This window comes from Pseudomonas sp. HP_08 (assembly GCF_055284095.1).
The window spans coordinates 39568-64831 of sequence record NZ_JBTOQC010000034.1 but is presented as its reverse complement, the minus strand read 5'-3'; the positions used below and the strand labels follow the sequence as shown (position 1 = coordinate 64831).

The window sequence follows — 25264 nt, the reverse complement described above, 5'->3', positions numbered from 1 at the left end:
TGAAGCCGGATCAGATACCCTGTTCCACGAACGGAACGGTCAACGCCAGCGCCGCATCCAGCGCCGCTGCATCGACACCGCCACCCTGGGCCATGTCGGGACGACCACCGCCTTTACCGCCGACGGCAGCAGCCGCTTGCTTCATCAGATCACCGGCTTTGAGTTGGCCAGTCAGGTCCTTGGTCACGCCTGCGACCAGTACGACCTTGTCATCCTGAACCCCGCCGAGCAGGATCACTGCGCGGCCGAGCTTGTTCTTCAACTGATCGACCAGTGCCAGCAGTGCCTTGCCATCCTGACCATCCAGGCGCGCAGTCAGGACCTTGACACCCTTGACGTCCAGCGCACTCGACGACAGGTCGTCGCCGGCCGCGCTGGCTGCCTTGGCTTGCAGTTGTTCCAGTTGTTTTTCCAGCTGACGGTTGCGCTCCAGCACCGCCGTCAGTTTGTCCAGCAGGTTGTCGCGGTTGCCCTTGATCAGGCTCGCGGCTTCCTTGAGTTGATCTTCGGCCGAGTTGACCCAGTTCAGGGCCACGCTGCCGGTCACCGCTTCGATACGGCGAACGCCTGCGGCGACACCGCCTTCGCTGACGATCTTGAACAGGGCAATGTCGCCGGTGCGATTGGCGTGAATGCCACCGCACAGCTCGACGGAGAAATCGCCGCCCATGGTCAGTACGCGCACGGTGTCGCCGTATTTCTCGCCGAACAGCGCCATGGCGCCTTTGCGCCTGGCGGTCTCGATGTCGGTGACTTCGGTCAGCACTTCGGTGTTCTTGCGCACTTCGGCGTTGACGATGTCTTCCAGTTCACGCAGCTGCTCGGGCTTGATGGCCTCGAAGTGGCTGAAGTCGAAACGCAGGCGCTGACTGTCGACCAGCGAGCCCTTCTGCTGAACGTGCTCGCCCAGCACCTGGCGCAAGGCCGCGTGCAGCAAGTGAGTGGCCGAGTGGTTCAGCGAGGTGGCCTGGCGCACTTCGCCCGCCACGCGGGTTTGCACCTCGGCGCCGACGGTCAGGCTGCCGCTGGCAACCACGCCATGGTGCAGGAACGCGCCCACGGTCTTGGTGGTATCGGTCACGTCGAAACGCACGGCACCGGCTTCAAGGTAACCGCTGTCGCCGACCTGGCCGCCGGATTCGGCGTAGAACGGCGTGGTGTCGAGGATCACGACACCCTCTTCGCCTTCGTTCAGCTGACCGATCGACTGGCCGTCCTTGTACAGCGCAACGACTTTGGCCGATCCGTCGGTGCCGGTGTAGCCGGTGAATTCGGTGGCGACATCGACCTTGACCAGGCTGTTGTAGTCCAGGCCGAAGGCGCTGGCCGAACGCGCACGCTCACGCTGCGCCTGCATTTCACGCTCGAAACCTTCCTCGTCCAGGGTCAGGTTGCGCTCGCGGGCGATGTCGCCGGTCAGGTCCATCGGGAAACCGTAGGTGTCATACAGCTTGAACACCACGGCGCCCGGTACTACCGAACCCTGCAAGTCGGCCAGATCCTGCTCGAGAATCTTCAGACCCTGATCCAGGGTCTTGGCGAACTGCTCTTCCTCGGCCTGCAACACCCGCTCGATGTGCGCCTGTTGTTGCACAAGTTCCGGATAGGCTTCGCCCATCTCGGCCACCAGGGCGGCGACGATCTTGTGGAAGAAGCTGCCCTTGGCACCCAGCTTGTTACCGTGGCGGCAGGCACGACGAATGATGCGGCGCAGCACATAGCCGCGACCTTCGTTGGACGGCAGCACGCCATCGGCGATCAGGAAACCGCACGAACGGATGTGGTCGGCAACCACCTTGAGCGATGCCTGGGCATCGTTGCTGCAACCGATGGCCTGGGCAGAACCTGACAACAGGTTCTGGAACAGATCGATCTCGTAGTTCGAATGCACGTGCTGCAGCACCGCACTGACCCGCTCCAGGCCCATGCCGGTGTCGACCGACGGTGCTGGCAACGGGTGCAACACGCCGTCGGCGGTGCGGTTGAACTGCATGAATACGTTGTTCCAGATCTCGATGTAACGGTCGCCGTCTTCTTCTGGCGAACCGGGCGGGCCGCCCCAGATGTCGGCGCCGTGGTCGAAGAAGATCTCGGTGCACGGGCCGCACGGGCCGGTGTCGCCCATGGTCCAGAAGTTGTCCGAGGCGTAAGGCGCGCCCTTGTTGTCACCAATGCGCACCATGCGCTCGGCCGGCACGCCGACTTCCTTGGTCCAGATGTCGTAGGCTTCGTCGTCGGTGGCGTAGACCGTGACCCAGAGTTTTTCCTTGGGCAGGTTCAGCCATTTTTCCGAGGTCAGGAACGTCCAGGCGAAGGTGATCGCATCACGCTTGAAATAGTCACCGAAGCTGAAGTTGCCCAGCATTTCGAAAAAGGTGTGGTGACGGGCGGTGTAGCCCACGTTCTCCAGGTCGTTGTGCTTGCCACCGGCACGCACGCACTTCTGGCTGGTCACGGCACGGGTATAGGCCCGCTTTTCCTGGCCCAGGAAACAGTCCTTGAACTGGTTCATCCCTGCGTTGGTGAACAGCAGGGTCGGGTCGTTGCCCGGGATCAGGGAGCTGGAGGCAACACGGGTGTGGCCTTGCTCTTCGAAGAAGCTCAGGAAGGCTTCACGGATTTCTGCGCTTTTCATTAGGTTCTTCCACGGAGACTGCAGCCAGGCCCGTACACAACGTCGCGAGACGTAACGACGGCAAAGGGCCGCATTATATAGGCGTTGCGTCCTCGGTACAGTGTGTTTGTATGATAGATACGATTCATTGGATTATCGGTTACTGACTGACGAACGACGCCTGCGGATATTTGCAACAGGCCCTTTTGCTTATAAGCAAAAGGTAGGGAAACCAGACTAAAGTGTCCAAGCATGTTTGTCAGAACTGTGATAAAAATCCTGCGCCGGCCACCAAAGAGGGGTCGGTAACGTTCTCAGGGCGGGGTGCAAGTCCCCACCGGCGGTAATGACGCACAGCGTCTAGCCCGCGAGCGCTTCGGGTTTTCGAGCCCGAAGGTCAGCAGACCCGGTGTGATTCCGGGGCCGACGGTTATAGTCCGGATGAAGAGAGAACGGGATGAATGTCGACGGTATCCAGTCTCTCATCGAAAGCCGCAACCGGTTTCGGTGAGCTTCTACGCCAGCTCGCATCCCCTTCGATCCAAACGCCCTGTTTTATTGATAAACAGGAGTCAGAACACGTGCAACCTACCGCTATCAACAGCAAAAGCCACGCTAACGAACGCATCGCTTTCATCCAGGCCAGTTGGCACAAGGACATCGTCGATCAGAGCCGCAAGGGCTTTCTCGCCGAAATCATCCGCCAGGGCTACAGCGAAAACGATATCGATTTCTTCGAAGTCGGTGGCGCCTTTGAAATTCCCCTGCACGCCAAACTGCTCGCCAACACTGGTCGCTACGCCGGCATCGTCGCCGCAGGCCTGGTGGTCGACGGTGGTATCTACCGCCACGAATTCGTTGCCCAATCGGTGATCAGCGGCCTGATGCAGGTGCAGCTGGAAACCCAGGTGCCGGTGTTCTCGGTGGTCCTGACCCCGCACCACTTCCATGCCGGTGAAGAACACCACACATTCTTCTTCAATCACTTCGTGCACAAAGGCGAAGAAGCGGCACGCACCTGCGCCGACACCCTGGCCAAGGTTCGTCAGTTGCATCACCTGGCTGCACCGCAGAAAGCGGCGGGCTGACAGTTGCGACATTCGCGGCCGGGACGGATTACCGCCCGGCCGCGAAACAGACACACCGCATCAATCCTCCAGCAAAACATCCTCTGCCGGCACGATCAGAATCGCGGCGCGCAATCCACTGGCGACCCGTGGGTTGGGAAAAATCACCCGCGTGCCCTTGTGCTCGATCACCCAGCGCTTGCCGCCGATGTCCTGGGCCAGCACATAGTCCTTCTGCAACACTGAGAAATTCTCTACATCCTCGGCCAGGTGCAGAAGAAAGCTATCGCTGTACTTGATGACTTCCTGCGCCACGCGAAACAGTTGCAGCCCTTGCAACGAGCTTTCGGTTTCTGGCTCTCTGCCCTCGATCATCTGCATCAACCGCTCGCGCAGGGCCGACAGATTGACCTGCTGGTTATGGCCGAACGGACGGGATTTGCCCAGCTCCAGGGTAAACGCCTGGGCATCGAGCCGATCGCGGGTGTAGGCGCTGAATACGGTTGAAGGCTTGCTCTGCAACAGCACCGCGCTGATGCCGGCGGCGTGCAGGCGCGCCAGCTCGAAGCGCGAAGGCTGACGGCCGTCTTTCCAGGGGCTCAGGGCGAACTGTTCGATTTTCGAGCCGCGAATGGCGGTGTGCAAATCGTAATGCACCCGTTCGCGCTCAGGCTGGTTGAAGAAACTGGCGGCCAGCCGCTCCAGCAGGCAGGCGCGCAGGGCTTCAGGGCCGCTGCTTTGTTCATGCCCACCGCTGAACAGCCGGTTGACGTCCTCTTCGACATAGCGCACGCCACGGCGCATCGCTTCAGGGTTGCCGAACAGAAACAAAATACGTGCCCGAGGCTTGAGTTCGCCCCGGGCGATGGCGCGGATCAGCTCATCCAGCAGCTCGATGGGCGCGGTTTCATTGCCGTGGATTCCTGCCGATAACAGCAGGTCCAGGCCATTGTCGCGACCCTGGGGAGGCCGCACTTCCAGTGCGCCCTCCTCCAGCCAGCGCAGGCGTACGCCGCCGACGGTCAGTTGCGTCTTTTCTGCGGGCTCGCGGCCCGCCAGAGTCAGGTCAAGCAATTTACCGAGGGCGAGCATAGGCGGTTCCTCAGTGATTGCAGTCCGGACCGTGGACGTGATCGTCACCGGCTTCAGGATCGGCCGGTTCCATTTCCAGTTGCAGGCTGACCAGGTTGGTGGCTAGCGGGCGCAGCAGCAGGTTGGCGTATTCGGCATCGCCTTCCTCGACATCGACACCGATCAGCAACTGGCCACGGCCATCTTGCTGGATCCAGATTTCCTTGCCTTGCCAGACCACCGCCAGGCGCGTGGAAGAAATCTCGGTTTGCTTGCCGTCGGCATCTTCAAGAATCAGCTGCAGGGTGTCGCTCATGTTCGGGTTGCTCCAGGCAGGTAAAAATCAGCGCAAAACGGCGCTTCAGATCTGTTGAAAGGGATAAACAGACCCCAGTGTAAGGATTTGCGTCAGTTGATCCAATGCCGTGCGGCATTCGAGCAACAGCTGCGGATCGGCCAGGTCCTGCTCATGCATGCGGTCACGGTAATGCCGCGCCACCCAGCCGGTCAGTTGCCGGTACAGCGATTCATTCAATATCACGCCAGGGTTGACCGCCGCCAGTTCCTGATCGCTCAGCACCACACGCAAGCGCAGACACGCCGGGCCACCGCCATTGCGCATGCTCTGCTTGAGATCAAAGGCCTTGACCTCGCTGATCGGCCCGCCAGAGGCCAGCAGGCCTTGCAGGTAATGCCATACCCGTGGGTTGGCCTGGCATTCCTGAGGCACGATCAGCAGCATCGAGCCGTCATCGCGCGTCAATAACTGGCTGTTGAACAGGTAAGAGCGCACCGCATCGTCGACACTCACGGCGGCGCGCGGCACGGCAATCGCCTGCAATTGCCCGCCCACCCGTTCGAGTTTGCCGCGCAGCTCGTCCAGCAACGCCTTGCTGTGCAGAAAGGCGTCCTCGTGATGCAGCAAGACCTGGCCGTTGCCCACCGCGATCACATCGTTGTGGAACACGCCCTGATCGATCACTGCCGGATTCTGCTGGCCGAACACCACGCGCTCATCGCTCAGGCCATGCAGGCGGGCCACCGCTTTTGAGGCCTCAAGGGTCTGGCGCGCCGGGTACTTTTGCGGTGCGGCATAGCGAGTGTCGAACGCACTGCGGCCAAAAACGAAAAACTCGACACCGGGCTGGCCGTGTTCGCGGCACAGACGGGTGTGATTGGCCGCGCCCTCGTCGCCGAAATGGGTGACCTCCGGCAATGCCGGGTGATGGGCGAAATGACGCGCATCGGCAAACATCGCCTCCAGCAAGCGGCTGGTGGTCGGGTGTTCGATGCTGCGGTGGTATTTGCAATTGAGATTGGCCGCGGTGAAATGCACGCGGCCATCGGCGGTGTCGGCACTCGGGCTGACGGTCGCCGCGTTGGCTACCCACATGCTCGATGCCGAACAGGTGGCGGCCAGCAACGGCATGTCCTGGCGCGCGGCCTTTTCGATGACCTGCGCGTCGCTGCCGGTAAAACCCAGGCGACGCAGGCTGGCGACATCCGGGCGCTCCTGCGGTGCGATCAACCCTTGGGTAAAACCCAGGTCCATCAGGGCTTTCATTTTCGCCAGCCCCTGCAAGGCGGCTTCACGCGGGTTGGAGCTGAGCTGGCTATTGTTCTGGGAGGCCACGTTGCCGTAAGACAGGCCGCCATAGTTGTGGGTCGGGCCCACCAGACCGTCAAAATTGATTTCACGGGTTTTCATCAAGCACGGCTCCATGGATCTATTTTTTATGTAGCCGGCACTCCCGGACGATCAGTCCAGACGAATGCCCGGCGTCAGGCTGCCGGGCAGGGTCAGGTCCCGGGCCTCCAGCGATGCCACCGGCCAGGCGCAATAATCGGCGGCATGGTAGGCACTGGCGCGGTGATTGCCCGATGCGCCCACGCCCCCGAACGGCGCGGTGCTGGCGGCACCGGTCAACGGTTTGTTCCAATTGACGATGCCGGCGCGGCTGTGCAGCCAGAACTCACGGTAGCGTTCTTCGCTGTCGGACAGCAGCCCGGCGGCCAGGCCAAATTGCGTGGCGTTGGCCTCAGCGACAGCGGCCGCGAAATCGGGGTAGCGGATCACTTGCAGCAAGGGCCCGAACAGCTCCTGGTCAGGGCGCTGTGCAACCTGGCTGACATCGAGAATGCCGGGGCTGAGCAAGGCGGTGCCCGGCTGCAAACGGGTCATTTCCAGTAACGCCACGGCGCCACCGGCCAGCAGGTCACGCTGGGCCTGCAACAGGCTGTCGGCAGCCTGCAAGGAAATCACCGCGCCCATGAACGGCGCCGGCAGGCTGTCGAAGGCGCCCACCTGCAAGGTCTTGCCGACCGTCACCAGTCGCTGCAAAAACCTATCGCCCCACGCGCCTTCAGGCACCAGCAGGAGCCGGGCACAGGTGCAGCGCTGACCCGCCGAAATAAACGCCGACTGGATCACCGCGTACACGGCGGCATCGACATCCTGCACCTCATCGACCAGCAGCGGATTATTGCCGCCCATCTCCAGCGCCAGAATCTTCTCCGGGCGCCCGCCAAACTGCTGATGCAAGGCATGCCCGGTACGGCTGGAGCCGGTGAAAAACAGCCCGTCGATGCCCGCATGCGCAGCCAGCGCCACACCGGTGTCGCGCCCGCCCTGCAACAGGTTGAGCACGCCCGCCGGCAAGCCGGCCTCGACCCAGCACTGCACGGTCAGCTCGGCCACGCCGGGGGTCAGTTCGCTGGGCTTGAACAGCACGGTATTGCCGGCCAGCAACGCCGGCACGATATGGCCGTTGGGCAAATGGCCGGGGAAGTTGTACGGACCGAACACCGCCACCACGCCATGCGGCTTGTGCCGCAATACGGCATTGGCATCGCCCAGCGGGCCGCTCTTTTCGCCGGTGCGCTCGCGGTAGCTCTGCACCGAGATGGCGATCTTGTTGACCATGCTGGTCACTTCGGTGGCCGACTCCCAGAGCGGCTTGCCGGTCTCGCTGCCGATACTGACCGCCAGTTCATCGGCGCGCACCTTGAGGCGTGCGGCGAAAGCTTCGAGCAGATCGATGCGTTCTTGCAAGGGCCGCAGTGCCCAGCCGGCAAAGGCCTGGCGCGCCGCCTGCACCGCCTGATCGACCTGGGCGGCGCTGGCGGCCTCACCGGACCAGACCACCCGCTGGCTGACCGGGTTATGTGAAGCGAATGCCTCGCCCTGCCCCGGTTGCCAGGCGCCGCCGATGTACAGGCCGTTCATCAAACACCCGCTGCCAGCGGCACGGCCCGCACATTGTCGCCCGGGCTCATGCGCAGACGCCGCGCGGTCGCCGGATCGACCACCAATGTGCCGGCCACCGAGCGGGCACGGCCCACAGTAATCCGGCAGTCTTCGCGCTTGCGGTTATGAATCAGAAACAGCGGCGCTTCTTCGCCCGCCGTACCGATGGCCAGCACCAGCGTCTGGCTGTCGCGCACCGCACGGACCTTGCCGGTCTCGCACTCGATGGCAGGACCTGCATCGAAGATGTCGACATAACCCTGGTAGCTGAAGCCTTCGCTCTTGAGCATGGTCAGCGCAGGCTCGGTTTCGGCATGCACGCGGCCGATCACTTCGCGGGCCTCGGCAGACAGAAAGCAGGCGTACAGCGGAAACTTGGGCATCAACTCGGCGATGAACGCCTTGTTGCCGACCCCGGTCAGGTAGTCGGCCTGGCTGAATTCCATCTTGAAAAAGTGCCGGCCCAGGCTCTCCCAGAACGGTGAATGGCCCTGGTCATCGGAAATGCCACGCATCTCGGCAATGATCTTGGGACCAAACAGGTTCGGGAATTCGGCAATGAACAGCATCCGCGCCTTGGACAGCAGGCGACCATTGAGCCCGGTGCGCGAATCGCCGTGCAGGAACAACGAGCACAATTCCGAGTTGCCGGTCAGGTCATTGGCCAGGAACAGGGTCGGAATCTCGCGATAGATGTTCAACTCCTGAGAGGCGTTGACCGTCAGCCCCACGCGGTAGTTGTACCAGGGCTCGCGCAGGCCGACGGCGCCGGCAATGGCACTGATGCCGATGATCCGCTCCTGATCGTCTTCCAGCACAAACAGATAATCGGAATCGGCCCGCTCGGCCTCGCCGCGAAAGCTTTTTTCGGCCCAGCCGACCCGATGCGTCAGGCGCTGTTCGTTGGCCGGCAGGGTCGTCAGGCCCGCACCGGTGCTGCGCGCCAGGTCGATCAGCGCGGGCAGGTCAGTGCTGCGTACAGGACGAACGATCATGTTTTCTCCTCAAGGGACTCTGCGAGCCCCGACAAACCAACCGACCGCTGCCGGTCAGACCGCAACTACGCGCACGCTGGCGCCTTCGCCGACACCCAGCGCCTGGGCCGCCTGCGTATTGAGGGTCACCGGACGTCCCGGTGCCCAGTCCAGCTCCAGCAGCACCGCCCGGTAATCCTGCAACAGGTCGTTGGCAACCAGGTACAGACGCCCACCGCGCACGGGCTCGCTGCCCTGCCCGGCCTGGATCTTGACCGGCACCAGACGGCTCTGGGCAATAGAGCGAATCCCCGAGGTGCGCGCATGCAAGGTCGGCCCACCGTCGAAGATATCGATGTAGTGATCGGTCTCGAAGCCTTCGCGCATCAGGATATCGAAGGTGATCTGCGCACGCGGATGCACCTGCCCCATGGCCTCTTGCGCGTCATCGGACAGCAGCGGCACGTAGATGGGGTAATGCGGCATCAGTTCGGCCAGAAAGGTCCGGCTCTTGAGCCCGCACAGGCGCTCGGCATCCGCGTAGTTGAGGTCGAAAAAATGTCGCCCGATCGAGTCCCAGAACGGTGAGTCGCCGTGTTCGTCGCTGTAGCCGACGATTTCGGTGACCACCGAGTCGGCGAAACGCTCCGGGTGGCTGGCGATGAACAACAGCCGGCCACGCGAATTGAGCTCCGACCAGGCGCTGCCGACCAGTTCCGGAATCACATAAAAGCTGGTCAGCAGACTGTTGCCGGTCAGGTCGTGACACAGCGACAGCACGTGGGTCTTGTTGTGAATCTTCAGCTCGCGCGAGGCGTGTACGAACGTCTCGTTACGAAAGCTGTAGAAGGGTTCGGAATAGCCCGCCGACGCGACGATGCCCGAGCAGCCCACAAGGCGGCCGGTGTCGCTGTCTTCAAGCACGAAAAAGTAGGTTTCTTCACCGTTGAAGCTGACTTCGGCGGCAAACGACGATTCGGACGCGACAATCTTGTCGCCCAGCCGATCTGCATCGTCAGGCAGGGACGTGACACCGATCGGGCTGTCGGCGGCGAGGCGCTGAACCTCGGCCAGGTCAGCCATTTGCGCGGGGCGCATCACCAGCATGGTGTCACTCCTTGGCGTGTAGACCTGCCGGCGGTGCCGGCAGGCAGATGGATAAGGCAGGCCTGCTTAGCCGGCCAGCTTGGCAACGGCGCGCTCGAAGCGGTTCAGGCCCTCTTCGATGTCGGCGTCGAGAATGACCAGGCTCGGTGCAAAACGGACCACATCGGGACCCGCTTGCAGGATCATCAGGTCTTCGCTCTCAGCGGCGGCAAAGATGTCTTTGGCGCGGCCTTTCCAGGCATCCGACAACACCGCACCAATCAACAGGCCCAGGCCGCGAACTTCGCTGAACACACCGTACTGTTCACCGATGCGCTCCAGGCGTGTCTTGAACAGTTGCTGCTTGGCGAGCACGCCTTCCAGCACTTGCGGGGTGTTGACGATATCGATCACCGCCTCGCCCACCGCACAGGCCAGCGCGTTGCCGCCGTAGGTCGTGCCGTGTACGCCGACAGCGAAGTGCTTTGCCAGCTTTTCAGTGGTCAGCATCGCTGCCAGCGGGAAACCGCCGCCGATGCTCTTGGCGCTGGACAGAATGTCCGGGGTCACGCCGTAGTGCTGGTAGGCAAACAGCTTGCCGCTACGGCCCATGCCGCTTTGCACTTCGTCGAAAATCAGCAGCGCATTGTGCTGATCGCACAGCTCGCGGGCGCCTTGCAGATAAGCAAGATCAGCCGGCAGCACGCCGCCTTCGCCCTGGATCGGCTCCAGCACAACGGCGCAGGTCTTGTCGCTGATCGCCGCTTTCAGAGCGTCGAGATCGTTATACGGCACATGGGAAATACCGGTGATCTTTGGACCGAAGCCATCGGAATACTTGGGCTGGCCACCGACACTGACGGTGAACAGGGTACGACCGTGGAAGCTGTTGAGGGCGGCGATGATTTCGTATTTTTCAGGACCGAAATTGTCGTGCGCCACGCGGCGCGCCAGCTTGAACGCGGCCTCGTTGGCCTCAGCGCCGGAGTTGCAGAAGAACACCCGCTCGGCAAAGGTGGCGTCGACCAGCTTGTGCGCCAGGCGCAGGGCCGGCTCGTTGGTGAACACGTTGGAGACGTGCCAGAGGCTATTGCCCTGCACGGTCAGCGCACCGACCAGCGCCGGATGGCAGTGGCCCAGTACGTTCACCGCAATCCCGCCAGAAAAGTCCACCAGCTCGCGGCCGGCCTGATCCCAGACCCGCGAGCCCGCACCGCGCACGGGAATGAACCCGGCTGGCGCATAGTTGGGAACCATTACCTGGTCGAAATCGGCGCGTTGCACTGCAGCATGCTCAACGGACATCAGAGTCTCCTGAAGAGAAACGCCTGCCAGGAACCGGCAAGCGAGTGATAAGGGATTGTAAGGACTGCATTTTGCGCGGCCTTGCCCTGAAGCGACAAGTTGTTACAGCACTTGGGCGCGGTTTTATACGTCAACCGCGCTCGGCCGGCACCGACGATAATTCGAACGGGCTGTTGCTGCGGCGCTGATTGCGGTCTTCGCGCGGGGTGGCGCCGAAGAAGTTGCGGTAGGCGCTGGAGAAGTGCGGGCCTGACGAGAAGCCGCACGACAGGCCGATCTGGATGATCGATTTGCTGGTCTGCATCAGCATCTGCCGGGCCTTGTTCAGGCGCAGCTCCAGGTAATACTGGCTGGGCACCCGATTGAGGTACTGCTTGAAGATGCGCTCCAGTTGCCGGCGCGACACGCAGACATGCTGGGCGATTTCGTCGGTGGTCAGCGGCTCTTCGATATTGGCTTCCATCAGCAGCACGGCCTGGGTCAGCTTCGGATGGCTGGAACCCAGACGATTCTGCAACGGAATACGCTGGCGCTCGCCACCTTCACGAATGCGTTCGACCACCAGTTCTTCAGAGACGGCGCCGGCCAGTTCTGCGCCGTGATCGCGCGACAGCACCGCCAGCAGCAGGTCAAGCACCGACAGCCCGCCACACGCGGTCAGGCGGTCGCGGTCCCAGTCGAACAAGTGGCTGGTGGCAATGACCTTGGGGAAGCGTTCGCTGAAATCGTCCTGCCAGCGCCAATGCACGGCAGCGCGATAGCCATCGAGCAAGCCAAGCATGGCCAGCGGATAAACCCCTGCCGATAGCCCGCCGATCAGGCAGCCGCTGCGCACCAGCTGTTTGAGCGCACTGCCCAGCGCCGGCGCGATGGCCGTGGGCGGCTCATCGGCGATCACGAACAGTTTTTGCAGCCCTTCAAGGCGCGCTGCGCTCCACAGCTCGCCCGGCAGGCGCCAGCTTGAATCGGCGGGTGCCGACAAGGTTTCGGCATGCAGAATCACTTGTTCGTACAACACGTCGGGATGAACGTGCTGGGCAACGCTCAAGGCTTCTTCTGCCAGCGCCAGGGTCAGGGCCTTGGTGCCGGGCCAAACGAGAAAACCTATTCGGTGGGCAGTCATTGGGACATCCAGTACGTATTGCCGCTCATAGGGCTCTGTCAGAAAGACTGACGCAGCATGCCTTGTTCTACTTGCAAAAGCACCAATATGGTGCGAACTACTTCAGGCTTCCCGACAGAAACTGCCGCAGCCGCTCGGACTGCGGGTTGCTCAGCACCTCACGCGGGTCACCTTGCTCCTGCACCAGGCCTTGATGCAGGAACACCAGTTGATTGGAGACCTCGCGGGCGAAGCCCATTTCGTGGGTCACCACCACCATGGTCCGGCCTTCCTGGGCCAGGCTCTGCATGACCTTGAGCACATCGCCGACCAATTCGGGGTCCAGCGCCGAGGTCGGCTCGTCGAACAGCATCACCTCGGGCTCCATTGCCAGCGCCCGGGCAATCGCCACGCGCTGCTGCTCGCCGCCGGACATGTGGCCGGGGTAAGCGTCCTTGCGGTGCGAGACACCGACACGGGCCAGGTAATGCTCGGCCTTTTCCAGCGCTTCGCGGCGCGGCACGCCGAGCACCTGAATCGGCGCCTCGATGACGTTTTCCAGCGCCGTCATGTGCGCCCACAAATTGAAGTGCTGAAACACCATGGTCAGCCGCGAGCGCATGCGCTGCAGCTGCTTGGGTTCGGCGGCGCGCAGACTGCCGTCCTTGCCCGGCACCAGACGCAGCTCTTCGCCATTGAGCACAATCTTGCCGGCGTGCGGCTGTTCGAGCAGGTTGATGCAACGCAGGAAGGTACTCTTGCCCGAGCCGCTGGAGCCGATGATGCTGATGACATCGCCGGCCCGGGCGGTCAGAGACACACCCTTGAGCACCTCGTGGGTGCCGTAGCGCTTGTGCAGATCCTGGACTTGCAGTTTGTTCATCTGTGGGTTCTCAAAAATCGGTCAGTCGCTGAGCAGGCGCCCGTGGCGAAGCGCCGTGCGCCCCGCCACCTTGGCCAGCCAGAAACCGGGTTGAGCGTAACGAAGTCGCTCGACGGCGAACAACACGCCAGCGGTGGACGAACACACGGTGCTGGCCTGATCGGACAGCGGGTCGATGACCTCGAACAACGGCTCGCCAGCCTCGACCCAGACACCGGGCGCCCGCAAGAAAGTCACCACACCGGGGTGCGGCGCATAGACCAGTTCGGTGCCTTCGAACGGCATGCCTTCGCACGCCTCGGTGGCCGGTCGCGACCAGTTGCCCTCGATCAGGCCTTGCTCGGCCAGAAACGCCAGAATGCCATCGGCATGCGCGCAAGCCTGGGCCTGACCGGTGTCGGCCTGGCCGCCGAGTTCCAGCGTGGTCGCCAGACAGGCCAGCGGAATCTGTGCATCAGGAAAGATCCGCGACAGGCGCAACCAGGGCAGCGAGCAGGCTTCATCGAACGAGCTGCCGCCGGAATCTTCGGCCAGCAGCGCCACGGTCATCTGCATGTGCGCGGCCAGCGAACGCCACTGCGGCCAATGCTGCGGCAAGGCGTACATGTGCAACGCCGCCTCGGCATCGCAATGCAGGTCGAGCACCACATCGGCATCGCAGGCATGACTGAGCAGCAGGCGCTGCAGGCCTTCAAGCTCGCTTTGTGCGGCCGGCAGTTCAGCCAGCGCGTCACGCATCGCCTGACGGATCAGTTGCACATTGGCCCGCGGGTCGTCGCCCAGCCGGCCTTCGAGCTGCGCGGCCACCGGCTCGCTGAGTTCGGCAAAGTCGCGGTTGAAATTCTTGCCGCTGCCAAACTCGAAGCGCCCTTGATGAGCGCCCTGCAGCAGTTGCCCCAGGCCCAGCGGGTTGGCCACCGGCACCAGTTCGATGGTGCCCTTGAGCGCGCCTTGCGCCTCAAGCTCGGCCAGGCGCTTTTTCAGCTCCCAGGCGGTGCGCATGCCGGGCAATTCATCGGCGTGCAGGCTGGCCTGGATGTAGGCCTTGCGCTCGCCGGAACCGAAACGGAACACGCTCAACTGACGCTGGGTGCCGAGGCTGCTCCACGGCAATGAATGATCGATTCGTTGCATGTCAGACCTTCCTTGGGGCCAGGTAACCGAGCCAGCGGCGCTCAGCCAGCCGGAACAGCCGCACGAGAATGAATGTCAGGCACAGATAGAAAACGCCTGCGGTGATATACGCCTCGAAAGGCAGGTAATACTGGGCATTGACCGTGCGCGCCGCACCGGTCAAATCGATCAGGGTAACGATCGACGCCAGGCTGGTGGCTTGCAGCATCATCAGCACTTCGTTGCTGTATTGCGGCAACGCCCGACGCAACGCCGAGGGCAGCAGGATGCGCCGGTACAAGGTCGCCGGCGACATACCCATGGCCCGCGCTGCTTCGATTTCACCGGCCGGCGTGGCCTTGAGGCTGCCGGCAATGATCTCGGCGCTGTAAGCGCTGGTATTGATCGCGAACGCCAGGCACGCGCAGAAGGTCGCGCTCGATAGCCACGGCCACAGGTAACTGTTGCGCACCGCCTCGAACTGCGCCAGCCCGTAGTAAATCAGGAACAATTGCACCAGCATCGGCGTGCCGCGAATCACATAGGTGTACAGCCAGGCCGTGGCGTTGATCCAGCGGTTCTTCGAGACGCGCATGATGCCCAGCGGCAGCGCCACGAGCAGGCCGAAAAACAGCGAAATCCCCAGCAGCTTCAGGGTCACCAGCAGGCCGCCCAGGTACAGCGGCAAGCTGTCCCAGATCACGTTGTAGTCGAACATCATAGGTCAGCCGCCTTTACGCCTACGCTGTAGCGCTTCTCCAGATAACGCAGCACCAGCAACGACACGCTGGTGATCAGCAGATACAGCGCCGCCACGGTAAGAAAGAAGGTGAATGGCTCGCGGGTGGCATCGGCCGCCTGCTTGGCCTTGAACATCATGTCCTGCAGGCCGACCACCGAAATCAGTGCGGTGGCCTTGACCAGCACCAGCCAGTTATTGGTAAAGCCGGGAATCGCCAGGCGTACCATTTGCGGCACCTGAATGCGCCAGAACACCTGCATGGCGCTCATGCCATAGGCAGCGCCGGCTTCGGCCTGGCCTTTGGGGATGCCCAGAAAGGCGCCGCGAAAGGTTTCCGACAAATAGGCGCCGAAGATGAATCCCAGGGTGCAGATGCCCGCCAGCAGCGGATTGAGGTCGATGTAGTCGTCATGACCGAGCATGGGCGCCACGCGGTTGATCAGGTCCTGGCCGCCATAAAAGATCAGCAGGATCAGCACCAGATCGGGAATCCCGCGCACCACCGTGCTGTACAGATCGCCCAGCCAGGCCATCCAGCGCACCGGCGACAGACGCACCGCGACACCGATCAAGCCCAGAACGATTGCCAGGGCCATCGACGACAGGGCCAACTGCAAGGTCAGCCAGGTGCCTTCGAGGATCACGGCCCCGTAGCCTTTCAACATGGTGTACGGCCCTCAAAAAGGGTGGATAAAAAATGGCGCAAGCAGGATGTCCCGGCTTGCGCCATTTTCGACAGTCAATGCAATGGCGAGGTTTTACTTGCCGTAGATATCAAAATCGAAATATTTGTCCTGGATGGCCTTGTACTTGCCATTGGCACGGATCGCGGCGATGGCCGCGTTCAGGCGCTCCAGGTTTTCCTTGTCGCCCTTGCGCACGGCAATGCCGATGCCTTCGCCGAAGTATTTCGGGTCGGTGAACGACGGGCCGACAAATGCATAGCCCTTGCCGGCGTCGGTTTTCAGGAAGCCATCCTGCAGCAGCGTGGCGTCGGCCACCGTGCCGTCGAGGCGACCGGCGCCGACGTCGAGGTAGATTTCGTTCTGCGAGCCGTACGGCGTTACCACGGCACCCAGCGGCGCCAGCACTTCACGGGCAAAGCGCTCATGGATCGAGCCGCGCTGCACACCGATGCGCTTGTCTTTGACTTCAGCCAGGCTGTCGCTGACTGTAACGCCCTCTTTCATCACCAGACGTGCCGGCGAATTGTAGTACTTGCCGGTGAAGTCCACGGACTTCTTGCGGTCATCGGTGATGGACATGGACGACAGGATGGCGTCGATCTTGCGCACTTTGAGCGCCGGGATCAGGCCGTCGAACTCCTGCTCGACCCAGGTGCACTTGACCTTGAGCTCTTCGCACAGGGCGTTGCCGATGTCGTAGTCGAAACCGACGATGCTGCCATCGGCAGTCTTGGAGGCGAACGGAGGATAGGCGGCTTCGATGCCGATCTTCAGTGGTTTTTCATCGGCAAAAACCGGCTGGGTGAGCACGGACAAGGCCAGTGCGCCCATGAGCATGAGCTTTTTCATTCCTGAGACTCCGTCGTAAAACATTCAGGTGGCAGATTGAGCATAGAACTCAATGCACGAAGAGGCAGCGGGTGTGCAATGCCAAAGGCTGGAACATGAAAACCGGGCATCGCGGATGGGCGGGCATTCTAGCGGCAGGTGACACGCCAATATTTCTTCAATGCGACAACTAGTTATAGAAGCTGCTACAGATCGGAGATTGGCTGTTGACAAGACTGATCAGGATTGAGCAAAGGGGAAGATTTCCCACACCCGGTAAAGCAAAAAGCGCGGCCATTATTGGCAATGCCTTTTAATACGGCAAGCCTGAACGCGGTTCGTTCATCGCCCTGATGAAAAACGCCCCGGTCGGCAAGGCCGGACGGGGCGCGATCAAACACTCAATGCCCGGGCGCCTCTAAAAACGTAGGCGAGGCAGTCAGCGCAAGGCAAAAACAGGCGAGGAAGCGGAGTTTACGAGTTGTAAATGAGCATTCCGAGCCTGTTTTTAACGCTGCGATGACAACGCAGGTAGTTTTTAGAGGTACCCGTCAGGCGACTTTCATGGTCTTGTGCGTATCGATCAGGTGCTGCACCACACCTGGATCAGCCAGCGTCGAGATATCGCCCAGCGAGTCGTATTCGCCGGTGGCGATCTTGCGCAGGATGCGGCGCATGATCTTGCCCGAGCGGGTCTTGGGCAGGCCCGGCGCCCACTGGATCACATCCGGGGAAGCAATCGGGCCGATCTCCTTGCGCACCCAGTTGCGCAGTTCGATGCGCAGCGCTTCGTCCGGCACCTCACCGGAGTTGAGCGTCACGTACACATAGATGCCCTGGCCCTTGAGGTCATGCGGCACGCCGACCACCGCCGCTTCCGCGACCTTGGGGTGCGCAACCATGGCGCTTTCGATCTCGGCGGTGCCCATGCGGTGGCCGGAAACGTTGAGCACGTCGTCCACCCGGCCGGTGATCCAGTAGTAACCGTCTTCGTCACGACGTGCGCCGTCGCCGGTGAAGTACATGCCGCGGAAGGTCTTGAAGTAGGTGTCGACAAAGCGGTCATGGTCGCCGTACAGGGTGCGCGACTGGCCTGGCCACGAATCGAGAATCACCAGGTTGCCCTCGGCCGCGCCTTCGATCAGGTTGCCGAGGTTGTCGACCAGCGCCGGGATCACGCCGAAGAACGGACGGGTCGCCGAACCTGGCTTGAGCGCGGTGGCGCCCGGCAGCGGGCTGATGAGGATGCCGCCGGTTTCGGTCTGCCACCAGGTGTCGACGATCGGGCAGTTTTTCTTGCCCACGGTGTCGTAGTACCAGCCCCAGGCCTCGGGGTTGATCGGCTCGCCCACCGAACCCAGCAGGCGCAGGCTGGAACCGTCGGCGCCTTCGACCGACTTGGTGCCTTCAGCCATCATGGCGCGGATTGCGGTCGGCGCGGTGTAGAGGATATTGACCTTGTGCTTGTCGACGATTTTCGACACGCGGGTGATGTCCGGGTAGTTCGGCACGCCTTCGAACAGCAATGTGGTGGCGCCATTGGCCAGCGGGCCGTAGACGATGTAGCTGTGGCCGGTGACCCAGCCCACGTCGGCGGTGCACCAGTAGATTTCGCCCGGCTTGTAGTCGAACACGCGCTCGTGGGTCAGCGCCGCGTACAGCAGGTAGCCGGCGGTGGTGTGCAACACGCCCTTGGGCTTGCCGGTGGAGCCGGAGGTATAAAGGATGAACAGCGATTCTTCGGCGCCCATTTCTTTGGGCGCGCAGGTGCTCGAGGCCACTTCCAGCAGCGCGTGGTACCAGATGTCGCGGTGACGGTTCCACTCGATCTCGCCGCCGGTGCGCTTGCAGACGATGACCTTCTGCACGCTGCTGGTTTCCGGGTTGGTCAGGGCACGGTCGACGTTGGCCTTGAGCGGGGTTTTCTTGCCGCCACGCAGGCCTTCGTCGGCGGTGATCACCACCTTGGAGCTGCAATCGATGATGCGCCCGGCGAGCGCCTCGGGCGAGAAGCCGCCGAACACCACCGAGTGAATCGCGCCGATCCGCGCACAGGCCAGCATGGCGACCACCGCTTCCGGAATCATCGGCATGTAGATGGTCACCACATCGCCACGGTGTACGTCCTGGCCGCGCAAGGCGTTGGCGAACTTGCACACTTCGGCGTGCAGTTCGCGGTAGGTGATCTCGCGGTGTTCCGACGGGTCATCGCCTTCCCAGATGATTGCGATGCTGTCGCCGCGCTCTTCCAGGTGACGGTCCAGGCAGTTGTAGGCCACGTTGAGGGTGCCGTCGGCAAACCACTTGATGTCGACACGGTGATCGTCGAACGAGGTCTGCTTGACGTGGGTGAAGGGCTTGATCCAGTCGAGGCGCTTGGCCTGTTCGCGCCAGAAACCATCGGGGTTGACCACCGACTGCTGGTACATGGCCTTGTAGGTGGCCTCGTCGGTCAGCGTATTGGCCGCGACTTCTGGGCGCACGGGGTACAGGGAAGCTGCACTCATCTTGGTTACCTCGGTGAAATAGTTGTTGTTGTATGCCTGTGTTTTATCCCGCCACAGGTTGTGGGGCCATTCGACGATGGTCTTACCGGGCAGCCGGCGCCATTGTTGCAGTTTTGCCAAAACCGCTTCTCAGACTGGCGTCTATATCCCGCGCCGGCAGGCTCCTAGAATGTGCCTCGCCAACCGGCAAACCTGTAACCCCCCACGCAGACAGGCTGAAAACATCGATCCGATCCGGGTCGATGCGGCCTCTCTCGCACTGAAAAAGGTCCCCACATGAAACGCTCACTCTGGATTCTGGCACTTTGCGGCTTCAGCACCCTGGTGCTGGCCGAGGAATCGTCGACCAGAACAGCCAGTCAGACAGCCCCTGCCGCCCTTGAGGCCGTCGAAACCTACACCTACGATTCACACCCCGATATCGCCCGGGTGATTTCCATCAGCCCGACGCCGAATGTGTGCAAGGTCGTGCCGGCGCGCATGACCTATGAAGACTCGCAAGGGCACCGGCATGTCATGAGTTATCAGGTCATGGCCAACGGCTGCGGTAATAGCTGATCGCTCAGGTGCGGCTATGCTAGGGCGGTCTCTTTTTTACCCAGGACTGCCGCCATGACTGCCTTGCACCAGAAAACCTGCCAACCCTGCAACGCCGACGCCCTTCCTGTCGCTGACGAGGACCTGCCGGTGTTGCTGGCGCAACTGCCGCTGTGGCGCCTGGAAACCCGCGAAGGGGTCAGGCAGCTGGAAAAAGCCTACACGTTCAAGAATTTTGCCAGCGCCCTGGCGTTTACCAACACCGTCGGCGCGCTGGCCGAACTTGAAGACCATCATCCGGCCCTGCTGACCGAATGGGGCCAGGTCACCGTCACCTGGTGGACCCACGCCATCAAGGGGCTGCATACCAACGATTTCATCCTCGCGGCGCGTACCGAAGCCCTTGCACAGCAGGCCCTGGGGCGTAAATGACGCTCTACGCCGCACTTGTACGACGACCGCTTAAAATGGTTTTTGTTTCATCGAAGGCAAATTAAAAGTCTGATTGTCATCTTCACTGCGCTATCCTGACGCCGCTTTATTCAAGCAAGGTGCAACCTGCAAACCCTTGAGAGGAGTGATGACGATGCATGAAATACCCAACTTCCCCTTCACAAGCCCACAGGAACCCTCGCAGTCCGTTCTGGCTCGGCAAGAGCTCGGACATGCGGCTGATATCAAAGCAACAACCCCGGCTGAAGACAGCCAACAGGCCATGAGCGAAGACTGAATTCGCGAAAGGCTGACCGCAGGCGTATCGAAAACGGGTCAACCTGTTTTCCATACGCCTGTCTTGCTTTGAGCCCCCTTGAAGAAGTAATACGCCCATGAACGATTTCAAACCCGAAAAAGCCGATGTGCTGATCGAAACCGCCGAAAAAATGATCGATCTCTGGCTGCGCCTCAGCCCGGAAAAGCAAAACGCCCTGCTGGCCCGCTTCGGCACCCAGGAAAACGCCCTGGCGGCTCTGATGACCACCCGTCTGCTGACAGCGGCCAATAACTGACTCGCGCCGCCTGCGCAATTTTTGTTGACGCCCTGCCATCACCCCCGCTTCACCCGCTATCATGAACGCCGATCGTAAGCTTGCTAAGGTTCTGGCGCTCTCTGATGACCACACTCGAAAAAAATCCCACCCCGACCCGGATGCAAGTCACCCGGCAAGTGGTCTCGGTGGTGCTGTTTACCTTTATCGGTTACCTGAATATCGGCATCCCGCTGGCCGTATTGCCCGGCTATGTGCACACCGACCTGGGCTTCGGCGCGGTCACGGCGGGGCTGGTGATCAGCGTGCAGTACCTGGCAACCCTGCTTAGCCGCCCGTGGGCCAGCAAAGTCATCGACAACCTGGGCTGCAAGAAATCGGTGCAGTACGGCTTGCTCGGCTGTGGCTTGAGCGGGGTGTTCATGCTGCTGGCGGTGGGCTTGCAAGGCTGGCCGCTGGTCAGCCTGGCCAGCCTGCTGCTGGGCCGTGTGCTGCTGGGCAGCGCCGAAAGCCTGGTGGGTTCAGGCTCGATTGGCTGGGGTATCGGCCGGGTCGGCGCGCAACACACCGCCAAGGTGATTTCCTGGAACGGTATTGCCAGCTATGGCGCGCTGGCTATCGGCGCGCCGCTGGGAGTCTGGCTGGTCAAGACCTTTGGCCTGGCCAGCATGGGCATCAGCATCATCCTGCTGGGCATCATCGGCCAGTTGCTGGCCTGGAAGAGATCGCCGGTGCCGATCGTGATCGGCGAGCGCCTGCCATTCATGCACGTGCTCGGCCGGGTGCTCCCGCATGGCATGGGGCTGGCGCTGGGTTCGATCGGTTTTGGCACCATCGCCACCTTTATCACCCTGTATTACGCCAGCAATAAATGGCCCGATGCCGCGCTGTGCCTGAGCCTGTTCGGCGGCTGCTTCATCATTGCCCGATTGTTGTTTGGCAACCTGATCAACCGGCTGGGCGGTTTTCGGGTGGCGATTGTCTGCCTGAGCGTCGAAACCCTCGGCCTGTTGCTGCTGTGGCTGGCACAAACACCGGAACTGGCGCTGGTCGGCGCCGCCCTGACCGGCTTCGGTTTCTCGCTGGTATTCCCGGCGCTGGGCGTGGAAGCGGTGAACCTGGTGCCGGCCTCAAGCCGTGGCGCGGCGGTGGGCGCCTATTCGCTGTTCATCGACCTGTCGCTGGGCATCACCGGCCCCTTGGCGGGCGCGGTGGCGGCAGGCTTCGGCTTTGTGTCGATCTTCCTGTTTGCCGCCGCTGCGTCACTGTGTGGGCTGGTGCTCAGTGCGTGGCTGTATTCGCGCAGCAAGGCGCTACGCGCTCAATAGTCAATCTTGCCGCGCCCGGCCTTGATCGAGCCGCGCTTGGTCTTGGATTCGAGCCGGCGCTTTTTCGAGCCCAGGGTCGGCTTGGTCGGACGACGCTTTTTCTCGACCTTGGTGGCGTTGATGATCAGTTCGGTCAGGCGCAGCAAGGCATCGGCGCGGTTCTGCTCCTGGGTGCGGTATTGCTGCGCCTTGATCACGATCACCCCGTCGCTGGTGATGCGGCTATCACTCAGCGCCAGCAGCCGCTCCTTGTAGAACGGCGGCAGCGACGAGGCATTGATGTCGAAGCGCAGGTGCATCGCACTCGAGACCTTGTTGACGTTCTGCCCGCCCGCGCCCTGAGCGCGAATCGCGCTCCATTCGATTTCGCCATCGGGCAGGTGAACGTTGTTGGAGATGATCAGCATGATCAGGCCTTGCGTCGGGTCTTGAGCCAATAGAATAGCGCCATCGCCAACAGCCAGACCGGAATGGCGAACACCGAGATGCGAATGCCCGGAATCATCAGCATGATCACCAGAATCAGCCCCACGAACGCCAGGCACAGGTAATTGCCGAACGGGTACCACAACGCCTTGAAGGCCGGCACCTGCCCGCTGCGCTGCATGTGCTGGCGAAACTTGAGGTGCGAGTAGCTGATCATCGCCCAGTTGATCACCAGCGTGGCGACCACCAGCGACATCAACAGCTCCAGCGCCTTGCCGGGCATGAAATAGTTGAGCAACACGGCCACCAGGGTAACCACCGCCGAAACCAGAATCGCCCGCACCGGCACGCCGCGTCGGTCGATGTGCGCAAGCCCGCGCGGCGCATCGCCCTGCTCGGCCATGCCGACCAGCATGCGGCTGTTGCAGTAGGTGCCGCTGTTGTAGACCGACAAGGCGGCGGTCAGCACCACAAAGTTGAGGATATGCGCGGCCGTGTCGCTGCCCAGCATCGAGAACACCTGCACGAACGGGCTGCCGCTGTAGGCATCGCCCGAGGCATTGAGGGTGATCAACAGGCTGTCCCACGGCGTCAGCGACAGCAGCACCACCAGTGCACCGATGTAGAAAATCAGGATGCGGTAGATGACCTGGTTGATCGCCTTGGGGATCACGGTTTTCGGCTGTTCGGCCTCGGCAGCGGTGAAGCCGAGCATTTCCAGGCCGCCGAACGAGAACATGATAAAGGCCAGCGCCATCACCAGCCCGCCCACACCGTTGGGGAAGAAGCCGCCATGTTCCCAGAGGTTGCTGACCGACGCTTGCGGGCCGCCGTTACCACTGACCAGCAGATAGCTGCCCAGGGCGATCATGCCGATGATGGCCACCACCTTGATGATCGCGAACCAGAATTCGGTCTCGCCGAAGACCTTGACGTTGGTCAGGTTGATCGCATTGATCAATACAAAGAATGCTGCGGCCGTGACCCAGGTCGGAATCTCGGGCCACCAGTAATGCACGTATTTGCCGACCGCCGTCAGCTCCGACATGCCCACAAGGATATACAGCAGCCAGCAGTTCCAGCCCGACAGAAAGCCGGCAAAGCCGCCCCAATAGCGGTGTGCAAAGTGGCTGAACGAGCCGGCCACCGGCTCTTCGACGATCATCTCGCCGAGCTGGCGCATGATCAGAAAGGCGATGAAGCCGCACAGCGCATAGCCGAGGATCATCGACGGGCCGGCCGATTTCAGCACGCCGGCAGAACCCAGGAACAAACCGGTACCAATGGCGCCGCCCAGGGCGATCAACTGGATGTGACGGTTCTTCAGCCCGCGTTTCAGCCCGCTTGGCTGCGCGTCGGTTGCATTCATGGAAAAGCTACCTGTTCGATGCAATGGAACCTGCCGCGCTTGTGACGCGACAGAAAGCGAAACCGCGTGGCGGGTGGCCCGTGGTTTTTATACAAACGCCGCATAAACAAACGCCGGTCGAAACCGGCGTTTGTTCAGGCAGGATTTACTCCGGCTTGCGGCCCGGGGCGCGCCTGGCGACAGGTTTACCGCTCGGCTTGCCGTTCGGCTTGCCGCCTGGCTTGCCATCGGGCTTGCCTGGACGCGGACGCACGTCCTTGCGCATTTCGCTTGGGCGCTCGGCGACGGTGCTGGTGCGCTCACGCTCGGCAGGACGCGGGGCGCGGGCTGGCTTATCGCCAATACGCGGCTTGTCGCTGCCGCTGCGTGGCGCGGCCGGACGACCACGCTCTTCGCCGGCAGGCTGGCGCGGTGCACGTTCGGCACGCTCACCGCTGTCCAGGGCCGGACGCACGGTACGCACCCGCTCACCCTTGCCCAGCGGACGCGACGACTGACGCTGCAGACGCTCGAGCTTTTCACGGCTCTTGGCATTGAGCACCGGCATGGCGACCGGCGTCAGGCCGACTTCGGCGGCGAGGATGTCGACTTCCTGCTGGCTCATTTCGCGCCAGCGGCCCATCGGCAGGTCGGAGTTGAGGAACACCGGTCCATAACGCACGCGCTTGAGGCGGCTGACCACCAGGCCTTGCGATTCCCACAGGCGACGCACTTCGCGGTTACGACCTTCCATCACCACGCAGTGATACCAGTGGTTGAAGCCTTCGCCACCGGGCGCTTTCTTGATGTCGGTAAAACGCGCCGGGCCGTCTTCGAGGATCACGCCGTTCTTCAGACGCAGCAGCATGTCGTCATCGACTTCGCCCCGCACACGCACTGCGTATTCGCGGTCCATCTCGTAGGACGGGTGCATCAGGCGGTTGGCCAGCTCACCGTCGGTGGTGAACATCAGCAGGCCGGTGGTGTTGATGTCCAGACGGCCGATATTGACCCAGCGGCCTTCTTTCGGACGCGGCAGGCGATCGAACACGGTCGGACGGCCCTCAGGGTCGTCACGGGTGCAGATTTCGCCGTCCGGCTTGTTGTACATGATGACCCGGCGCACGTTCTCACGCGACTCTTCGCGCTTGACCACCTGACCGTCGACGCTGATGGCATCGAACAGGTCGACGCGCTGGCCGAGGGAGGCAACTACGCCGTTGACCTTGATGCGGCCCTGGCCGATCCAGGCCTCGACATCGCGACGCGAGCCAACGCCAATGCGCGCCAGAACCTTTTGCAGTTTTTCGCCTGCAGGTTTCTCGGTCTGGTCGTCTTTAACTTCTATTTCACTCATCTGGGCACCTCCCGGTGTGTCGAATCAGGACTCACCGAGGACCGGAAAGACCTGTTG

Annotated in this window: 23 protein-coding genes and 1 riboswitch; of the genes, 5 read left to right on the top strand and 18 right to left on the bottom strand. The window is 62.0% G+C overall.

Annotated elements, in window-relative coordinates:
• Nucleotides 1-10 precede the first annotated feature (10 nt).
• Complete coding sequence (gene alaS, locus ACYAS9_RS22250; RefSeq protein WP_463570471.1) at nucleotides 11-2635, bottom strand: alanine--tRNA ligase; 2625 nt, start codon at nucleotides 2633-2635, stop codon at nucleotides 11-13.
• 285 nt (nucleotides 2636-2920) lie between these two features.
• Nucleotides 2921-3072: riboswitch (FMN riboswitch) on the top strand.
• A gap of 123 nt (nucleotides 3073-3195) precedes the next feature.
• Here alaS and ACYAS9_RS22245 point away from each other — a divergent pair.
• On the top strand, nucleotides 3196-3702 hold the full coding sequence (locus tag ACYAS9_RS22245; RefSeq protein WP_463570470.1) for a 6,7-dimethyl-8-ribityllumazine synthase: 507 nt from the start codon (nucleotides 3196-3198) through the stop codon (nucleotides 3700-3702).
• Nucleotides 3703-3762: 60 nt separating this feature from the next.
• Here the strand turns inward: ACYAS9_RS22245 and astE are convergent, their stop codons facing one another.
• The 14 genes from astE to acs all read right to left on the bottom strand — a co-directional run bounded on the left by astE (nucleotide 3763) and on the right by acs (nucleotide 19225).
• Entirely contained in the window at nucleotides 3763-4773 is a 1011-nt protein-coding gene (gene astE, locus ACYAS9_RS22240; RefSeq protein ID WP_463570469.1) for a succinylglutamate desuccinylase, read from the bottom strand.
• A 10-nt stretch (nucleotides 4774-4783) separates the two neighbouring features.
• Nucleotides 4784-5068 carry a topoisomerase II gene (locus ACYAS9_RS22235; RefSeq protein WP_463570468.1) on the bottom strand — a complete coding sequence of 95 codons (285 nt, stop codon included), beginning with the start codon at nucleotides 5066-5068 and terminating at the stop codon, nucleotides 4784-4786.
• Nucleotides 5069-5113: 45 nt separating this feature from the next.
• Complete coding sequence (gene astB / locus ACYAS9_RS22230) at nucleotides 5114-6460, bottom strand: N-succinylarginine dihydrolase (RefSeq protein ID WP_463570467.1); 1347 nt, start codon at nucleotides 6458-6460, stop codon at nucleotides 5114-5116.
• A gap of 51 nt (nucleotides 6461-6511) precedes the next feature.
• Complete coding sequence (gene astD, locus ACYAS9_RS22225; RefSeq protein WP_463570466.1) at nucleotides 6512-7981, bottom strand: succinylglutamate-semialdehyde dehydrogenase; 1470 nt, start codon at nucleotides 7979-7981, stop codon at nucleotides 6512-6514.
• Nucleotides 7978-8994, bottom strand: coding sequence for an arginine N-succinyltransferase (gene astA, locus ACYAS9_RS22220; RefSeq protein WP_463570465.1), 1017 nt, complete (start codon nucleotides 8992-8994; stop codon nucleotides 7978-7980). Before astA ends, astD begins: the two co-directional genes overlap by 4 nt.
• 54 nt (nucleotides 8995-9048) lie before the next feature.
• Nucleotides 9049-10080: an arginine/ornithine succinyltransferase subunit alpha gene (gene aruF / locus ACYAS9_RS22215; protein WP_463570464.1), complete on the bottom strand. Its 1032-nt coding sequence runs from the start codon at nucleotides 10078-10080 to the stop codon at nucleotides 9049-9051.
• 66 nt (nucleotides 10081-10146) lie between these two features.
• Nucleotides 10147-11364, bottom strand: a complete 1218-nt coding sequence (locus tag ACYAS9_RS22210) for an aspartate aminotransferase family protein (protein ID WP_463570463.1) — start codon at nucleotides 11362-11364, stop codon at nucleotides 10147-10149.
• 130 nt (nucleotides 11365-11494) lie between these two features.
• Nucleotides 11495-12487: a GlxA family transcriptional regulator gene (locus ACYAS9_RS22205; RefSeq protein ID WP_463570462.1), complete on the bottom strand. Its 993-nt coding sequence runs from the start codon at nucleotides 12485-12487 to the stop codon at nucleotides 11495-11497.
• Between the two features lie 97 nt (nucleotides 12488-12584).
• Nucleotides 12585-13349 (bottom strand): ABC transporter ATP-binding protein, encoded by a 765-nt coding sequence (locus ACYAS9_RS22200; RefSeq protein ID WP_463570461.1) that lies wholly within the window; start codon nucleotides 13347-13349, stop codon nucleotides 12585-12587.
• Nucleotides 13350-13370: 21 nt separating this feature from the next.
• The gene (locus ACYAS9_RS22195; RefSeq protein WP_463570460.1) at nucleotides 13371-14483 is read right to left on the bottom strand and encodes a succinylglutamate desuccinylase/aspartoacylase family protein; all 1113 of its coding nucleotides are present in this window, start codon (nucleotides 14481-14483) and stop codon (nucleotides 13371-13373) included.
• Nucleotide 14484: 1 nt separating this feature from the next.
• Nucleotides 14485-15183: an ABC transporter permease gene (locus ACYAS9_RS22190; RefSeq protein WP_463570459.1), complete on the bottom strand. Its 699-nt coding sequence runs from the start codon at nucleotides 15181-15183 to the stop codon at nucleotides 14485-14487.
• A complete protein-coding gene (locus ACYAS9_RS22185; RefSeq protein WP_463570458.1) occupies nucleotides 15180-15869 on the bottom strand; it encodes an ABC transporter permease in 690 nt (229 codons plus the stop codon). Before ACYAS9_RS22185 ends, ACYAS9_RS22190 begins: the two co-directional genes overlap by 4 nt.
• Nucleotides 15870-15962: 93 nt before the next feature.
• Nucleotides 15963-16739, bottom strand: coding sequence for an ABC transporter substrate-binding protein (locus ACYAS9_RS22180; RefSeq protein WP_463570457.1), 777 nt, complete (start codon nucleotides 16737-16739; stop codon nucleotides 15963-15965).
• A gap of 530 nt (nucleotides 16740-17269) precedes the next feature.
• Nucleotides 17270-19225: an acetate--CoA ligase gene (gene acs, locus ACYAS9_RS22175; RefSeq protein ID WP_463570456.1), complete on the bottom strand. Its 1956-nt coding sequence runs from the start codon at nucleotides 19223-19225 to the stop codon at nucleotides 17270-17272.
• Between the two features lie 276 nt (nucleotides 19226-19501).
• On the opposite strand from acs, the gene ACYAS9_RS22170 reads away from it, so the two are divergent.
• The 4 genes from ACYAS9_RS22170 (at nucleotide 19502) to ACYAS9_RS22155 (ending at nucleotide 22076) form a co-directional block, all read left to right on the top strand.
• The gene (locus tag ACYAS9_RS22170; RefSeq protein ID WP_463570455.1) at nucleotides 19502-19783 is read left to right on the top strand and encodes a DUF2790 domain-containing protein; all 282 of its coding nucleotides are present in this window, start codon (nucleotides 19502-19504) and stop codon (nucleotides 19781-19783) included.
• A 54-nt stretch (nucleotides 19784-19837) separates the two neighbouring features.
• Entirely contained in the window at nucleotides 19838-20194 is a 357-nt protein-coding gene (locus tag ACYAS9_RS22165; protein WP_463570454.1) for a 4a-hydroxytetrahydrobiopterin dehydratase, read from the top strand.
• A 395-nt stretch (nucleotides 20195-20589) separates the two neighbouring features.
• Entirely contained in the window at nucleotides 20590-20769 is a 180-nt protein-coding gene (locus ACYAS9_RS22160) for a hypothetical protein (protein WP_463570453.1), read from the top strand.
• 104 nt (nucleotides 20770-20873) lie between these two features.
• Nucleotides 20874-22076, top strand: a complete 1203-nt coding sequence (locus tag ACYAS9_RS22155; RefSeq protein ID WP_463570452.1) for an MFS transporter — start codon at nucleotides 20874-20876, stop codon at nucleotides 22074-22076.
• Here the strand turns inward: ACYAS9_RS22155 and arfB are convergent.
• The 3 genes from arfB to rluB all read right to left on the bottom strand — a co-directional run bounded on the left by arfB (nucleotide 22070) and on the right by rluB (nucleotide 25207).
• Nucleotides 22070-22483: an alternative ribosome rescue aminoacyl-tRNA hydrolase ArfB gene (arfB, locus tag ACYAS9_RS22150; protein WP_463570451.1), complete on the bottom strand. Its 414-nt coding sequence runs from the start codon at nucleotides 22481-22483 to the stop codon at nucleotides 22070-22072. The two genes, ACYAS9_RS22155 and arfB, sit on opposite strands and share 7 nt — an antisense overlap.
• Before the next feature lie 2 nt (nucleotides 22484-22485).
• On the bottom strand, nucleotides 22486-23871 hold the full coding sequence (locus ACYAS9_RS22145) for an amino acid permease (protein WP_463570450.1): 1386 nt from the start codon (nucleotides 23869-23871) through the stop codon (nucleotides 22486-22488).
• Nucleotides 23872-24016: 145 nt separating this feature from the next.
• Nucleotides 24017-25207: a 23S rRNA pseudouridine(2605) synthase RluB gene (rluB, locus tag ACYAS9_RS22140; protein ID WP_463570449.1), complete on the bottom strand. Its 1191-nt coding sequence runs from the start codon at nucleotides 25205-25207 to the stop codon at nucleotides 24017-24019.
• Nucleotides 25208-25264: the final 57 nt, after the last annotated feature.